The organism is Martinezella sp. CNPSo 3890, assembly GCF_057784455.1.
The window spans coordinates 1-15,207 of the sequence record NZ_JBXSOR010000024.1 but is presented as its reverse complement, the minus strand read 5'-3'; the positions used below and the strand labels follow the sequence as shown (position 1 = coordinate 15,207).

The window sequence follows — 15,207 nt, the reverse complement described above, 5'->3', positions numbered from 1 at the left end:
TCAAACCTTTCGGTTCGCGCTTATGCAGACCGCTTGCGGTCGTCTTCGTCCTTGATTTCCTCGTAATCGGCATCGACGACATCGTCCTTGCCGCCTGCTGCCGAGGCATCACCGGAACCGGCTTCCGCCTGCTGGGCCTCATAGATCGCCTGGCCGAGCTTCATGGAAACCTCCATGAGCGTCTGGGTCTTGGCCTTGATGTCTTCGGCATCCGGCTCGGAAGCTTCGGTCGCCGTCTTCAGCGCTGCGATCGCGTCGGAGATCGCGGTGCGATCGGCTTCGCTGACCTTGTCGCCGTAATCCTTCAGCGACTTCTCGCTGGAGTGGATCAGGCTTTCGGCCTGGTTCTTGGCTTCAACGCCTTCGCGACGCTTCTTGTCTTCAGCGGCATGGGCTTCCGCATCCTTGACCATCTTCTCGATGTCGGCATCGGAGAGACCGCCGGAAGCCTGGATGCGGATCTGCTGTTCCTTGCCGGTGCCCTTGTCCTTGGCCGAAACCTGAACAATGCCGTTGGCGTCGATATCGAAGGTGACTTCGATCTGCGGAACACCACGCGGTGCCGGCGGCAGGCCGACGAGGTCGAACTGGCCGAGCAGCTTGTTGTCGGCAGCCATTTCACGCTCGCCCTGCGAAACGCGGATGGTCACGGCCGACTGGTTGTCGTCGGCGGTCGAGAAGGTCTGCGACTTCTTCGTCGGGATCGTCGTGTTGCGTTCGATCAGACGGGTGAAGACGCCGCCCAGCGTTTCGATGCCGAGAGACAGCGGGGTCACGTCGAGGAGCAGAACGTCCTTGACATCGCCCTGCAGAACGCCGGCCTGGATGGCGGCGCCGAGTGCGACGACTTCATCCGGGTTGACGCCCTTGTGCGGCTCCTTGCCGAACAGCTGCTTGACGACTTCCTGTACCTTCGGCATGCGGCTCATGCCGCCGACAAGAACGACTTCGTCGATTTCGGCAGCGGTAACGCCGGCATCCTTGAGCGCTGCCTTGCACGGAGCGATGGTGCGCTGGACGAGATCGTCGACTAAGCTTTCCAGCTTGGCGCGGGTCAGCTTCAGCGTCAGGTGCTTCGGGCCGGTTGCGTCTGCCGTGATGAAGGGCAGGTTGATTTCGGTCTGCTGCGAAGAAGACAGTTCGATCTTGGCCTTTTCGGCAGCTTCCTTCAGACGCTGCAGAGCGAGCTTGTCGCCCTTGAGGTCGATGCCGTTGTCCTTCTTGAACTCGGCAACGAGGTATTCGACGAGACGCATGTCGAAGTCTTCACCGCCGAGGAAGGTGTCGCCGTTGGTCGACTTCACTTCGAAGACGCCGTCGCCGATTTCGAGGATGGAGATATCGAAGGTGCCGCCGCCAAGGTCGTATACGGCGATGGTCTTGCCGTCCTTCTTGTCGAGGCCATAAGCGAGTGCTGCAGCCGTCGGCTCGTTGATGATACGCAGAACTTCAAGACCGGCGATCTTGCCGGCATCCTTGGTTGCCTGGCGCTGAGCGTCGTTGAAGTATGCGGGAACGGTTATAACGGCCTTGTCGACCTTTTCGCCGAGGTAGGATTCGGCGGTTTCCTTCATCTTCTGAAGGATCATTGCGGAAATCTGAGCGGGCGAATAGCCCTTGCCGTTGGCTTCGACCCAGGCGTCGCCATTGTCGCCCCGAACGATGTTGAAGGGAACAAGGTGCTTGTCCTTCTCGACGGTCGGATCTTCGTAGCGGCGGCCGATGAGGCGCTTGACAGCGAAGAGGGTATTTGTGGGGTTGGTGACAGCCTGGCGCTTGGCCGGCTGGCCGACGAGACGTTCACCGTCGTCGGTGAAGGCAACCATGGAGGGGGTGGTCCGGGCGCCTTCGGCATTTTCGATCACTTTTGCGTCCTTACCGTCCATGACGGCGACGCAGGAATTTGTCGTTCCAAGGTCGATACCAATTACTTTTGCCATGTCATTCTCTCCTTGAAGCAAGCTATCGGAACCCCTGTCAGGCATTCCATTGACAGCCCCTTACGGGATGGTCTTGAGGATTGCGCAGCCATGACTGCGGTGATGCCGCGTATATAAGTAGCGGTTTTACTGACTGCAAGGCAGGAAATAGCCTGAAATCCAGCAAAACAAATGGTTTGTCGCCCAAATTCCATGTGGTCCCGTATGCGCCGGGGATCAGCGGATTTGACACGACCGCGTATCAGAGCAGCCTTGCCGCGGCCATGCAAGCGTCTGCTGCATGATTCCTTAAATCGGGATCGATTTAGGGAAAAAATTATGCAGCAGATATGAAGGGCTGCGGCGGCCTTTGCGCGCGATATATGACGCGCGGCGCTGTAGGCGCAAAATTGCAATTTTATCGGCCGAGGATGACGTCGAGCAGCGACGAGCGGTGCGACCGTGTGGTGGCGACCGGAGCGCCGCTGTCGCCGACATCGGCAGGCGGTATATCGCTATCATAGGGGTTGGAGCTGTAGGGATTGGTATCGTCGGCAAGATTTGCAGGCGGCAAATCCTGCGGATCGTCGTTGGCGGCGGTCTGGTTGACGATCTGCGGCTGGATCGGCTGCTGCGACGGCCTTTGCTGCAAGGTCGGCTGCTGCACCGGCTGTCCACCATCGGCGACGCCGGAGATGATGTTGCCGATGGTGGTCGGCTGGTCGCTGTTCGGCGCCGTCTGCGCCATTGGCAGGCCGTTGTCGATGATCTGGCCGCCGCCGAAGATCGGCGTCGGCGTAATGCCCTTGTGGGCGGCGGCCATGAATTCCTTCCACGCTTTCGCCGGCAGCCCGCCGCCAGTCACCTTGCGCATCGATTTGCCGTCGTCATTGCCGAACCAGACGCCCGTGGTCAGATGGCTGGTGAAGCCGACGAAGAGCGCGTCGCGAAAGGATTGCGTCGTGCCTGACTTGCCGGCCGCCTGCCAACCGGGAATGCGCGCCGCCTTGCCGGTGCCATTGGCGATGACGCCCGCCATCATGGCGTTCATGTTCGTGACGATATCCGGGTTCAGGACGCGCTCCGGATTGTCGGTATTGGCCTGGTAGAGCACCTTGCCGGAAGCGGCCGTCACCTTGGTGATGACATGCGGAGCCACTTTGTAGCCGCCGTTCATGAAGGTGGCATAGGCGGAGGTGAGCTCCAGCAGAGATACTTCCGAGGTGCCGAGCGCGATCGAGGCATTGGCCTGCAGGTCGGATTCGATGCCGAGCCTGCGGGCAACCTTGATGACCTGGTCCGGCCCGACTTCGGCGACGAGCTGCGCGGCAACGGTATTCAGCGATTTAGCCACCGCAGTTGCCAGCGTCACCGGGCCGCTGTAGCGCTGCTCGTAATTCTCAGGCGCCCAGTTGCCGATCTTGACCGGCATGTCGTTGCGGATCGAATTCGGCGTCAGGCCCATCTCAAGCGCCGCGGTATAGACGAAGGGCTTGAAGGCGGAGCCGGGCTGGCGCTTAGCCGTCACGGCACGGTTGAACTGGCTCTGCGCATAGTCGCGGCCGCCGACGAGTGCGCGGATCGCACCCGTCGCATCGACGGAGACGAGTGAGGCCTGCGAGGCGTTGAGCTTCTTGCCTTCCTTTTCGAGCACGTCGCTCAGCGCCTTCTCGGCTTTTTCCTCCAGCGACATGTCGAGCGTCGTGTCGACGATCAGATCTTCCTTGACGTCGCCGCCGATCAGCTTCGGCAACTGGTCCATGACCATGTCGGCGACGTAATTCTCGGCACCGCTCCAATAGCTCTTCGATCGGGTCGGCGGCTGCGCCATCGCCGTCTTGATGTCGGATTCGCTGATGAAGCCCTGGTCGTGCATCGCCTGCAGCACGAGCTGCGCGCGGGCCTCGGCGGCGGCCGGATCGCGGGCCGGCGACAGTCGCGAGGGGGCCTTGACCAGACCAGCGAGCATGGCGGCTTCGCCGAGATTGACGTCCTTTGCCGATTTGTTGAAGTAGCGCCGCGAGGCAGCCTCGACGCCATAGGCGTTGGAGCCGAAATAGACGCGGTTCAGGTACATCGTCAGGATCTGATCCTTGGTGTACTTGTGCTCCAGCCACAGCGCCAGCAGCACTTCCTGCACCTTGCGTTCCAGCGTGCGGTCCGGCGAAAGGAACAGGTTCTTGGCGAGCTGCTGCGTCAGCGTCGAGCCGCCTTGGACGGCATGCCCGGTTACCACATTGGTCACGACGGCGCGGGCAAGGCCGATCGGGTCGAAGCCGAAATGCGAATAGAAGCGCCGATCCTCGATGGCGATGATGGCTTCCGGGATATAGGGGGACATGTCGCCGAGCGCGACCGCTTCGCCGCCCGTCGTGCCACGATTGGCGATCAGGCTGCCGTCGAGATCGTTGATCTTGACGTTCGGTGGCCGCTCTGGGATCGACCACGTGCTGGCGCTCGGCATGCGCGAGCCATAATAGGCGACGAGACCGGCAAGGCCGATGCCGGCCCAGAGGCAAAGCACGAGGCCCCAGTAGATCGTCGAACGGATGAAGCCGAAAAAGCCGCGCCGCGGCCGCGCACGACGTGCCGGTTTGCGGCGGTTGCTGGCACGGGTGCGGCGAGGCTTTTCGACCACGGGTTCATCCTCGTCGTCTTCATCCTCGTCTTCGTCGGGTTCCGGCTCTTCATAGTATGCTTTGGAAGAAGACGAATATTTCTTGGCCGAGCGCCTGTTGCCGACGATGCGCTCCCCGGCATTGAATCCGTCCTCGATGCGTTCTCGGCCGCTGGAAAAGGATGGTTCTATCCTCTGGCGTGATTTCTTCTTATCTGCCATTGCCGGCCGGTCGTACCTCGGTGCCCTTGTATTCCATGTCTTCTATCAGGCTGATTACGGGAGCGGTAGAAATCCTTAAGCTTGATCCGTCGCCTGGTCGGCGCGCGACCTCGAAAACCCTCATTGGCTTTCAAGGCGGAGCAACCCGCTATTCGTCCACGCACCGCTCGTGAAGACATCAAGTCCCGCCTGAACTGTAAATGCGGCGATTTAAGGAGGGATTAAGAACATTCCGATTCGCTTGCCGCTGCCTTCGCCCGGCGCCTGCCAAGCGTGTGCAGGGAACTTTTCGCCATCCTGAGCATTATCCCCTCACAAAAACGATAGAGGGCGAACCCATGAGTTCATTGCTGAAGATAGAGGAAGTTGAAGAGAGCAAGTTGCGCGAGGTCTGGAGCGTCGAGGATTTCGTCCGGCGTCATCGGATTTGCAAGGAGGAGGAAGCCCGGCTGAAAAAGCTGTTTGGCGACTTCGCAACAAAGCAGGAATTGCTCTCAAACGCGCAAAGGCCGCCCCAATTCCGTTGATGGGTCGCTGAAAGGATTTGGCAGGCCGGCGCGATGTTTCGTGGGCTGCTGCGACCGAGGGATTCGCAGCGTTGGAGGCTATGCCGATGTGGAAACGTTTCGAATTGTGGCTGGTCGACCAGATCGACCGGATATTCGGCCTCGAACGGCTTGCACGCCGCGCCGGTTTTTCCCCGGATGAGGCAAGGCGGATCGCACGTGAAAAATAGATCGCCCGTGCGGCTTCCGTTATCCGCAACAATGTCCGTTCTCCTGAAATCTCAGGACAGCGCCTCGCTTGCCTTCATGCGGAGCGAGGCTGCGATCCGGATGCGTCGATACTTCGCGCGGCGCACGCAATCTTCGATATTTTCGAATGGGCTGATCAAGGTTATAGTATTGACATGTGGCCGTCTTGCAGGGCGGTTCCAAGCAATTGAGCGCGTGAGGAGGAGTGTTCATGCGACACATCAAATGGAGCAATCCAATCGAGATCGGTTTTGCTCAGGGTACGTTCCAGGTCGTGACAGGCCCGTCCGAGGCCCTCAATTGCATGGCCAATCTCTGGCCTGACCGGCGCGGTCCGCTCTACGTGGCGGCAAGAAGCCTTTGCCGGGCTGCCATCGACGGCCGCAAGTCCGCCGAAGAGGCACGGGAAATGTTCATCTCGGCGACGCGGGAAGCGCATCTCAAGATGCATTGAAGCATGCCGCAACCACCGCGGATCAACCGCCCAAATCTTGCGAACCGGCGGAAGCGCGGCAGAAGTCGAGAGTTTTGAGCGCGTTTCCTCTACGAAAGCATCTCTTGAATGCAGCTCCCGCATGATGGTGAGCGCGTTCTCCTTGGAGGCGATGCAATCTCATGAAAAGGCCGGCGACTTTCGAAGTCGCCGGCCTTTTGGTTTTTCAGGCGGTCGCAGGGCTGGCCGTCAGCGGTTCGAGCCTCTCACGGACATTCGGCAATTGGGCTCCGACGCGGGGCATGGATCCCTGTGGTCAGGGCTATAAGGCCCCGGCTCGCCTGCATTCGGTCGCGAGTTTGCCTGAGGCGGCGGCTGCTGCGGCTGTGGTTGTGGTTGCGGTTGAGCCTGCTGCGGTTCCGGACGCGGGCGGTTGTCTGGACGATTATTGTCCGGGCGATTGTTGTCGCGCTGGCGATCCGGCCGGTTACCCCAATCCTGGTTGTTGTCCGGACGCTGTCTGCCCCAGTCGCGATTGCCGTCGCGTTGCCTGTCCCAGTCGCGATCACGGTCGGGCCGGCGATCCCAGTTGCGGTCCGGTCTGTCATTCCAGTCTGATCCGCGATCCCAATCGCGATTGCGATCCGGGCGACGGTCCCAATTGCGGTCCGGCCCGTTATCCCCGCCTGGAGGATTGCGGTCCCAGCCGCTGTCGGGGCGGCGATCGACCCAGCCCGGGCCGCGCCGCCAGCGGTCGCGGTCACGATAGAAGTCGCGACCGCGATAATAGCGACCCCAGTAGTCGTCGAAGTTGAAGACCACCGTCGGGATGCCAAGCGGGCGGTAATATTGCGGACCGACATAGATGCGGCGTGACTGATAGGTTGCTTGGATATAACGACCCGCAACCCACCCGCGGCCGCCATAGAAGGAAACATCGCACCATGGCGTATCGTTTAGGCAGCCGTTGATCTGAAGCGGTACACCGACGGGGATCATCGTCACTGCCGGATAGGCGGTACTCGGACCGGACCGCATGTTGACGTTCGCGGTGGCAAAGCCTTCTGCCGCTTCCGCGATGGCTGGCAGCGCCACGAGCGCCGCCAGAATGCCCGCCGCAAGAATCTTGAACCTCATAGATTACTCTCCCTTTGCGCACCCATGCCGCGAAATCGCCGGCTGGTGCCTGTTCCGCTGTCGTGCGCCTACCCCGGCGCTCTTCGGTAAGACTTTCCAATTTCGGCAAGATAAAGGCCTGGCGCAGCACGGAATCTGATAGGATTCCATGGTGCCTCTTCAATCTTTACATGTGTTGTAGAAGTAATTGCATGAATGCAGCTTGAACGGCATCAGTTCGAAACTGAAAAGCTGCGAGTCTTTTTGACAAGGCTCACTTGCCTTCCTCGGCGTTACCGACGTGGCAGCGTCGGCTGCCTCAAGAGTTTTTTCGAAGAAACTTAGAAGCGGCCTTGAAATTGACACCTTGGACGCCGATATACGATCCAGTCATGCAGCCGACGGGCGCTGGCGCGCTGGAAAGCGAGCCGTTTGGTCCGTCGATATCATGGAAGCAGCGTTAACTCTTCGTTGACCTTTCATGATCAATCTGGCTGCAGTTCCGCCCTTGCCTTTGACCACGGATGTACTGGCACTGATGCGAAGGCGGATGGCGAAAGGCCGGATCATTCCGGCCTTTTTGTTTTTTGGCGATGGCGTGCGTCCGACGAAAGCGGAGCGCGCCATTTTCATTTTCGGCATCTCTCGCGCAGCAAAAGAAAAGCCGCCGCAGATGCCTGCGGCGGCTTTTCACTTTAAGCGATGCGCCTGCTAGGCAGGCGATATCGTCAGTTCGCCTTCTTGGCCGAAATCTTGACGACCTTGGCCTTGGCAGGAGCCTGGGCAATGGTTGCCTTGCTGGCTGGTACATAGCCGGCGCCGATGTTGACGTTCAACCCGATATAATCGAGTGCACTCTGCTGCACGGCCTGTGCCAGGCTCTGCTGGGCAGCGGTCACGTTGCGCTGGGCATCGAGAACGTCGAGCAGCGAGGATGCGCCGTCCTTGTAGCTTGCCGTCGAGAGCTGCAGGGCTTCCTGGTAGGACTTGACCTGAGCCTGCAGCGCAGCGACCGTCTGTGCGTCGCGGGCAACGGCAGACAGGTAGTTTTCAACGTCTTCGATTGCCGAGCGTACCGTCGACTGCCAGGCGAGATAGTTTTCGCGGCTCGTCGATTCCGCACTCTTGACGCCAGCGCGCAGAGCGCCGCCGTCGAAGATCGGCAGGTTCAGCGCCGGGCCAAAGGACCAGGTGGTCAGGCCGCCGCTCGCCGACGAGGTATGGATATACGTTGGCGAGATCGAGCCGCTGAGCGTGATCGACGGGAAGAGCTTGGCTTCGGCAACGCCGATCTGGGCCGTCGAAGCTGCGAGGGTGCGCTCTGCCACGCGAATATCCGGACGGTTACGAATCAGGTCTGCCGGAACACCGCTGCGGACGCTGCCGCGGAAGATCGGCTGCCTGCCGCCGCCCTGCATCTGCGCGATGATCGTCGATGAGGGAACGTTGAGCAGCGTTGCGATATGATGCACCTGCTGGCGGTAGCTGATTTCATAACCAGGCACCAGGGCCAGCGTCTGGTTGACGAGGCCTTCCGCCTGAACCACGTCGAGACGTGATGCCGCACCGGCTTCGAGCTGGAACTTGGTCAGCGAAAGCGTGTCGCGCCGCGACTTCAGGTTTTCCTGAGCGATCGAAATCAGGGCCTGGTAATAGCGGGCATTGACGTAGCTGTTGGCGAGATCCGAGAGGAAGGCCAGGCGCTGGACGTCGACGGTCGAGTAGGCTGCGTCGAGCGAGGCGTTGGCGCTTTCCGTTGCACGGCGATACTGACCCCAGAGGTCGAGCAGCCAGGAAGCCGAAGCAGTGCCCGTCGTCGTGTTCCGTCGTCCAGCTGAGCTTGATACTCTCGAGCCACCCTTCTGGCCGCTGGTCGTGTTGTCGCCTGACACGGTGAGGCTCGGGAGGCCGCCTGCACCTGCCGTGACAACGGCAGCTTCTGCCTGGTTGATACGTTCCAGTGCCTGCTGGATGGTAAGGTTCTGGGCAAGTCCCTGTGCGGCGAAGGCATTCAGCTTGGAATCGCCGAAAGCGGTCCACCATTGCGAGCCGGCGATATCGCCGTTCGCCTTCGTACCGCCCTCCGAGAATTTGGCCGGGAGAGGCATTTCCGGTGGCTTATGGTCTGGGCCGCTGACGCAGCCTGCCAAAACAAGCAGCAGGGCGGGGGCGGCAGTACGAATGGAAACCATCACATTGTCCCACAATTCAATTTACTGATCAGTTTTTTTCGGGATCGACGTGACCCCATATGCTGGCGCTCCAGTCTTACGCAACACAAACAATGACCCGAAGCGGTCGGCGTCAATCTAGCAATGAGTTTTGCAATAGCACAGTGGCTTTTACGAATTCTCGGCTGCGAACATATGTGGGATCGGCCGAAATATCAGTGCGCCGTTAAAAAAAATCTAAGGTGTTGCAAAAAACATACCCTTTTACACACCACTCAAGGCTGCGGCGTAGACAAAAATCCGTGCATGCCGCAACTCTAGGGAGTTGCTTCGCAGAATCGCTCCAGTCAAAAGTCCGTTCGGACTGTCCTTACGGGAAGTAGCGGGCGAGGCTTGCGCGAACCCGGTCAAGCGGTGTCGCGCCGCGATCGTCAGGCACGAAAGACATGCCCGTGATTGCTTCATAGGCGCGGATATAGACTTTGGACGTCTGTTCGATGAGGTCGTTTGGAATCTCCGGAATCTCGTCCTTGTAAGGATCGCAGCGCTCGGTGACCCAGGCGCGGACGAAATCCTTGTCGAAGCTTTCCGGGCGTGCTCCCTTTTCGAATCTGTCCTCATAGCTGTCGGCCAGCCAGTAGCGGCTGCTGTCGGGCGTATGGATCTCGTCGGCAAGGATGATGGTGCCGTTTTCGTCGGTTCCGAATTCATATTTGGTATCGACGAGGATCAGCCCGCGCTTGCGGGCGATGTCCTGCCCGCGTGCGAACAGGGCAAAAGCATAATGTGTCAGCGTCTGCCATTGCTCTTTTGTCAGAAGCCCGTGCTCGACAATCTGGGTCGGCGTCAGGGGCTCATCGTGGCCGCCGTCGAATTCCTTGCTCGTTGGCGTGATGATCGGCTCGGGCAGGATCTGGTTGTCGCGCATGCCATCCGGGAGCGTGATGCCATACATCTCGCGCTGACCCTTTTTATAGAGCGTCAGAATCGAGGTGCCCGTGGTGCCGGCGAGATAGCCGCGAACGACGACCTCGACGGGCAGGATATTCAGCCGCTTTCCGACGACGACGTTCGGGTCCGGATAGTCGATGACATGGTTCGGGCAGATATCGCGTGTCTGTTCGAACCAGTAGCGCGCCGTCTGCGTCAGCACCTGACCCTTGTAGGGGATGCAGGTAAGGATGCGGTCGAAGGCACTCAACCGATCGGTACTGATGATAATGCGGCTGCCATCGGGCAGATCGTAATTCTCGCGCACCTTGCCGCGATAGTAGTTGGGCAATTTGGGGAAATGGGCTTCGGAGAGAATTCGCAACGCGTCCACCAACAGGCTCGTGCATCCGCACGGCGGATGCTTCTTGAGCGGACCCTTAGCGCATTGCAGCCGGAATCGGAACGGTTTTCACATATAATAATATTGAAGTGGCTCCATTCGTCAGGTCGCGGGCGCGAAAAGTGTCAGCCCGGCCGGCGCCAGCAACCATTTTCACCCTGCTCGAGGATCGGTGTCGAAAACACGCCGACGATCCTCTCGCTCCATCGCTTCCCGTTCAGATCGACACGATCCCGCCAGCGATCGGATTGCAGCATGGCCGCGCCGATCACGACAGGCTCGATATTGCAGGACGCCAGGAGAGCAAGTCCGGAAACGATCGACGTGCCGCTGGAGATGACGTCGTCAATGAGCGCTACGCGCTTGCCTTGCAGCAATGGCAACATGCGCGGATCTATATAAAGACGCTTTTCCTGGTTCGGCGTGGTGATGGAGGAAAGCGCGACCGACAGTTCGTCGCGATACCAGAACTTGCGCGATGTCCCGAGCGGCACGTAACGCGCATGGCCGAGTGCGCGGGCAACTGCTGCAGCCAGCGTCAGGCCGAGGGTCGGCAAGCCGGCGACGACATCGATATCATAAGCTGCGATCCGCTCCGCAAGCGCCTCCGCCAGAGCCTCCAGCACGGTGAAGCTTGCCTGATTGACGATCAGCGATGCCAGCGCATGTTCGCCATCGGCAAGCACCCGGATCGGCAGGCGCAGCTGACGCCCGTCCGGCAATTCGGCGACATGAAAATCCGCGCGCTCCGCCATGGGATCGAACGTGTCAGGCGCATGCAGCTCCTGCCAGAAGTCATGGGGTTGCATGGCAGCCTGCCTCTATCTGTTGATCTTCATTCCTGCGCGCCGGTGCAACCCGAGGATCTCTGCCTCGGTCAGGGCTCGCACGGCCCCCTTCGGCAAATCGCCGAGCGCGATATCGCCGAAGGCGACACGCACCAGCCGCAGGCATTCGATGCCGAGCGCCTCGAGCATGCGCCGTATCTGACGGTTGCGACCCTCCTTCAGCTCCACCTCGATCCAGCCATTGCGATCGCCGCTGCGCAGGAGGCGGGCGGAACTGGCGGTCAGCAGTTCGCCATCATCGATGATGCCGCGTTCCATGCGCGAAAGCTGCTCGTGATCCATGATCCGGTCGACCTGCACATGATAGGTCTTGCCGACATGGCTGACCGGATCGAGCAGGGCCTGCGCCAGCACCGTATCATTGGTAAAGAGCAGCAACCCCTCGCTCGCCTTGTCCAGTCGCCCGACCGGAGCGAGGTGGCGGGCATCGATCTCCTTCAGGCAGTCATAAACCGTCGGTCGCCCTTCAGGGTCATCGCGGGTGGTCACCAGCCCGCGCGGCTTGTTCAGCATGAAATAGAGTTTTTTCTCCGCAGCGATTTCCGTGCCGTCGACCGCGAATTTCGAATGTTCGAGATCGACCCAGATGGCAGGATCTGACACTTTGCGCCCGTCCACGCTCACGCGGCCGGCCGCGATCAGCGCCTCTGCCTGGGTGCGGGAGCAATAGCCGAGTTTGGAAAGCGCCCGCGGCAAGGTCACGCGCTTGCCCTCTGGCTCCGGCCTGCCCTTCGCCGCCCTGCCGGATCTCTGCGGTGATTGCCGTTGGCTCACCCGTCTTGCCTCATGTGCTTGTTGCCGTGGCCCGGCATGGCAGCCGGTGGAGCACAATCCTTTCGCATGGCAGAGAACCGGACGCAAATCGCATTGTCGAGGCAGGATCGGAAAGGCCAGTCTAAAAGGCAGACAGGGCTCGCATTTCATGGATGCGAGCCCTGTCGCGGACCGGAGCGGGCGATGGGGTCGGGTAGACGGCAACGTGGCTGCCGCCATTCGCTCCGGAGGGATCGCGGTTGCAGAGAAACTGCACTGCTTCTTTTGCTGGGATTTTTCAAAAGAAGGGAAATTTGTTACAGTTTGTAACGCCGGCCGTTTCCCTGTTGCCAAGACCGCCTCTCGCCCCCCATGGAAGAGCCATGGTTTCCGCATCGCTGCTTCTGGTCGAGGACGACCGCGAGATTAGGGCGCTCCTGGAAGAGTTCCTGAGCCGTGAGGGTTTTTCCGTGCAGGCGGCCGACAGCGCCGCTGCCATGGATCGCCTTTTGTCCAAGGGCTTTCCTGATCTGATTATCCTCGATCTGATGCTGCCCGGCGAAGACGGCCTGTCAGCATGCCGTCGTATCCGCGCCCGCAGCAAGGTACCGATCCTCATGCTGACGGCGAAAACGGAAGACATAGACCGCATCCTCGGCCTCGAAATGGGGGCCGACGATTATCTCGGCAAGCCTTTCAATCCGCGCGAGCTCCTGGCGCGCATCCGCGCGATCCTCCGCCGTTCCGGCCCGGAGCGGCCGGAAGATATCAGCCGTCCATCGAGGAGAAAGAGCTTTGCGGGGTTGACGGTAGACCTTGATGGCCGGGTGATCGAGATGGACGGTGAGCGCGTCGTGCATTTGACGACGGCCGAATTCGATCTGCTCGTTTGCTTCCTCGAAAGGCCGCGCCGTGTGCTATCGCGTGAGCAATTGCTCGACTGGACGCGCGGCCGCGGCGCCGATCCTTTCGATCGCACCATCGACGTCACGGTCTCCCGCTTGCGCACCAAGCTCGGCCATTGCCTGCCCGATGGCGCCCATATCATCACCACCGTGCGCAATGCCGGCTATCTCCTCACAATGGACGTGAAAGATGTCTGAGCCATGCTGAAACTCGGTCTCGTCGCCCGCATCATCATGATCGTCGCCGTGGCATTGTTCATTATCCAGCTTGCGGCTTTCGTTGCCGCGCAGCTCAAGCCGGATACGCCGTTCAATCCGGAGCTGTCGCCGGCCATGCAGGTCAAGACGGCGGTCCGTCTTCTCGATGCTGTTCCGCCTGAGGCGCAGCCGATCGCCGTGCGGGCGCTGCATGCCAATGGTTTGGCGATACGGCTTGCCGATGCGCCGGCAGTCGGTGAGAAGAGCGAGACTTCGGATCTGACGCTCACCGGCAAGCTGGCGCGTGAATTCGCCAACATCGCCTTCGGCAACCGCTACTTCAACATGCGCTCGCTGTCGGAAAGACCGCAGGGCTGGTTCTCGGTCGGTGCGCCGGACCGGATCATGGAAGTGTCGATCGGCGTCGTCGGCGGCAAGATTGCGGTCTTCAATCTTCCCGAGACCCCGACCGTCCGATTGCGCGGAATTCCCATCGGCCTTATCTCGGGCATTCTCGGCATGCTGGTCGCAGTCATCGCCATTGCCGCGGTGGCGCGCGAAACCCGGCCCTTGACGCGCCTGTCGCGAACCGTCAACTCGATAGGTAACGGATTGCAGCCGGTTCATATTCCCGAAAGAGGCGCCTGCGAGCTGCGCATGCTGATCAAGGCGATCAACGCCATGCAGCTGCGCATCGCCGCCCTGGTCAGTAATCGTACCCTGATCCTCGGAGCGATCTCGCATGATCTGAGGACCTATCTCACCCGCTTCCGCTTGCGCATGGAAATGATGCCCGATACGCCGCATCGAGAGCGGGCGATCGCGGACGTCGAGGCCATGCAGCGGCTGGTGGAGGATGCGCTCGGCTTTGCCCGCAGCACCGCCGTTTCGGACGGCAAGACCATCGTCGATCTCGATGCGGCCATTCGAGGTCACCTTGCGGAGCGGCAGGACGGGCAGGGCCTCGTGGGTTTTGCGCCGATCGGGCAGCCGATCGGCGTGACGATGACCGAGACCGCTCTGGTACGGGTACTCGACAATCTTATCGACAATGCGCTGCGCTATGGTGGCCGGGCCGATATTGTCGCCGAGCGTCGTGGCGATCACGCCGCCATCGTTATCGGCGATCGCGGACCGGGCATCCCGGAAGAGCGACGCAAAGAGGTCCTCGAACCCTTCGTGCGGCTGGAAGAATCGCGCAATCGCGATCTCGGTGGCAGCGGGCTCGGCTTGGCGATCGTCCGCCAGATTCTCGATGCGCATGGCGGCACACTCTGTCTGGAAGACCGCGAAGGAGGCGGCCTGAATGCCGTCGTCCTGCTGCCGCTGGCGGTAATTGAAAGAAGAGCGGCCTGAAGACAGGCGTCGCTTAAGTGTCGATCGCGCCCGGGCACGATCGACGCGTTGTGCAAGGCGGCCTGCTCAATGGCAGGTCAGGAAGCTCTGCAGCTCTTGCCGGCTCAAGACAATGCCAGCCGCCGCCTTCTGCGGATCAGGATGCGTGTAGGTGAAGCTCGGCAGGTCGGGCAGATCCAATGCCTGGCGCATGCTCATAATACCGAGCGCACGGCGGCCATTGGCGCTGTCGAAGCTGACTTCGATAATGCTTTCCGGTCTTGTAGTATGCATTGTTTCCTCCCTTCCCCTTTATATCTAGCCTCAACCATAGCAGAAACCTTAGGGAAAATCTTGGTTTTTCTGAGGCTTGCGGTCGAGGGATTTGCCCCGGAAACCCGATCGGTCGTTCGGTTGCTTGAAAGGAAGGGCTTTAATGGATGCGTAGGGCGCATAATAGGGAGAACGTCTTCAGATTCTGACGCCAGAGCAAAATTTGACCTTCCGGACAAGATTTTTGCAGCTTTTGAGGTAAAAACCACCTGTTTTCCGTCGCGCCCCACAAATCCGCTTTTTAATTCAATCACTTACAAAAATGTCAG

At 60.3% G+C, this 15,207-nt stretch carries 14 protein-coding genes; 6 read left to right on the top strand and 8 right to left on the bottom strand.

The features are described from left to right. Positions 1-20 precede the first annotated feature (20 nt). Together dnaK and AC13RC_RS31490 are read right to left on the bottom strand one after the other, a co-directional pair. Entirely contained in the window at positions 21-1,940 is a 1,920-nt protein-coding gene (dnaK, locus tag AC13RC_RS31495) for a molecular chaperone DnaK (protein WP_113354116.1), read from the bottom strand. Positions 1,941-2,337: 397 nt separating this feature from the next. Next, positions 2,338-4,758 (bottom strand): transglycosylase domain-containing protein, encoded by a 2,421-nt coding sequence (locus AC13RC_RS31490; RefSeq protein ID WP_488559554.1) that lies wholly within the window; start codon positions 4,756-4,758, stop codon positions 2,338-2,340. A gap of 613 nt (positions 4,759-5,371) precedes the next feature. On the opposite strand from AC13RC_RS31490, the gene AC13RC_RS31485 reads away from it, so the two are divergent. Both AC13RC_RS31485 and AC13RC_RS31480 read left to right on the top strand, forming a co-directional pair. Continuing rightward, positions 5,372-5,494: a hypothetical protein gene (locus AC13RC_RS31485; protein WP_257714005.1), complete on the top strand. Its 123-nt coding sequence runs from the start codon at positions 5,372-5,374 to the stop codon at positions 5,492-5,494. A gap of 230 nt (positions 5,495-5,724) precedes the next feature. Next, the gene (locus AC13RC_RS31480) at positions 5,725-5,967 is read left to right on the top strand and encodes a DUF982 domain-containing protein (protein ID WP_095433530.1); all 243 of its coding nucleotides are present in this window, start codon (positions 5,725-5,727) and stop codon (positions 5,965-5,967) included. A gap of 228 nt (positions 5,968-6,195) precedes the next feature. Here the strand turns inward: AC13RC_RS31480 and AC13RC_RS31475 are convergent, their stop codons facing one another. After that, positions 6,196-7,083 (bottom strand): SH3 domain-containing protein, encoded by an 888-nt coding sequence (locus tag AC13RC_RS31475; protein WP_488559553.1) that lies wholly within the window; start codon positions 7,081-7,083, stop codon positions 6,196-6,198. A gap of 460 nt (positions 7,084-7,543) precedes the next feature. Between AC13RC_RS31475 and AC13RC_RS31470 the strand changes: the two genes are divergently transcribed. Continuing rightward, positions 7,544-7,777 (top strand): hypothetical protein, encoded by a 234-nt coding sequence (locus AC13RC_RS31470; RefSeq protein ID WP_488559552.1) that lies wholly within the window; start codon positions 7,544-7,546, stop codon positions 7,775-7,777. A gap of 13 nt (positions 7,778-7,790) precedes the next feature. Here the strand turns inward: AC13RC_RS31470 and AC13RC_RS31465 are convergent, their stop codons facing one another. The 4 genes from AC13RC_RS31465 to AC13RC_RS31450 form a co-directional block, all read right to left on the bottom strand. After that, positions 7,791-9,254, bottom strand: coding sequence for an efflux transporter outer membrane subunit (locus AC13RC_RS31465; RefSeq protein WP_488559551.1), 1,464 nt, complete (start codon positions 9,252-9,254; stop codon positions 7,791-7,793). 349 nt (positions 9,255-9,603) lie between these two features. Then, complete coding sequence (locus tag AC13RC_RS31460; protein WP_488559566.1) at positions 9,604-10,548, bottom strand: phosphoribosylaminoimidazolesuccinocarboxamide synthase; 945 nt, start codon at positions 10,546-10,548, stop codon at positions 9,604-9,606. Between the two features lie 143 nt (positions 10,549-10,691). Beyond that, positions 10,692-11,375 carry a phosphoribosyltransferase gene (locus tag AC13RC_RS31455; RefSeq protein ID WP_488559550.1) on the bottom strand — a complete coding sequence of 228 codons (684 nt, stop codon included), beginning with the start codon at positions 11,373-11,375 and terminating at the stop codon, positions 10,692-10,694. A gap of 12 nt (positions 11,376-11,387) precedes the next feature. Then, positions 11,388-12,188, bottom strand: coding sequence for a pseudouridine synthase (locus tag AC13RC_RS31450; RefSeq protein WP_113396138.1), 801 nt, complete (start codon positions 12,186-12,188; stop codon positions 11,388-11,390). A gap of 362 nt (positions 12,189-12,550) precedes the next feature. Here AC13RC_RS31450 and AC13RC_RS31445 point away from each other — a divergent pair, with 362 nt between their 5' ends. Both AC13RC_RS31445 and AC13RC_RS31440 read left to right on the top strand, forming a co-directional pair. After that, positions 12,551-13,270, top strand: a complete 720-nt coding sequence (locus AC13RC_RS31445) for a response regulator (protein WP_092720253.1) — start codon at positions 12,551-12,553, stop codon at positions 13,268-13,270. A 3-nt stretch (positions 13,271-13,273) separates the two neighbouring features. Beyond that, positions 13,274-14,626, top strand: a complete 1,353-nt coding sequence (locus AC13RC_RS31440; RefSeq protein WP_488559549.1) for an ATP-binding protein — start codon at positions 13,274-13,276, stop codon at positions 14,624-14,626. A gap of 66 nt (positions 14,627-14,692) precedes the next feature. Here AC13RC_RS31440 and AC13RC_RS31435 read toward each other — a convergent pair whose 3' ends face one another. After that, entirely contained in the window at positions 14,693-14,899 is a 207-nt protein-coding gene (locus tag AC13RC_RS31435) for a hypothetical protein (RefSeq protein WP_092720247.1), read from the bottom strand. A gap of 60 nt (positions 14,900-14,959) precedes the next feature. Here AC13RC_RS31435 and AC13RC_RS31430 point away from each other — a divergent pair. Beyond that, positions 14,960-15,207: hypothetical protein (locus AC13RC_RS31430; protein ID WP_488559548.1), on the top strand; the 248-nt coding region annotated here is incomplete at its 3' end.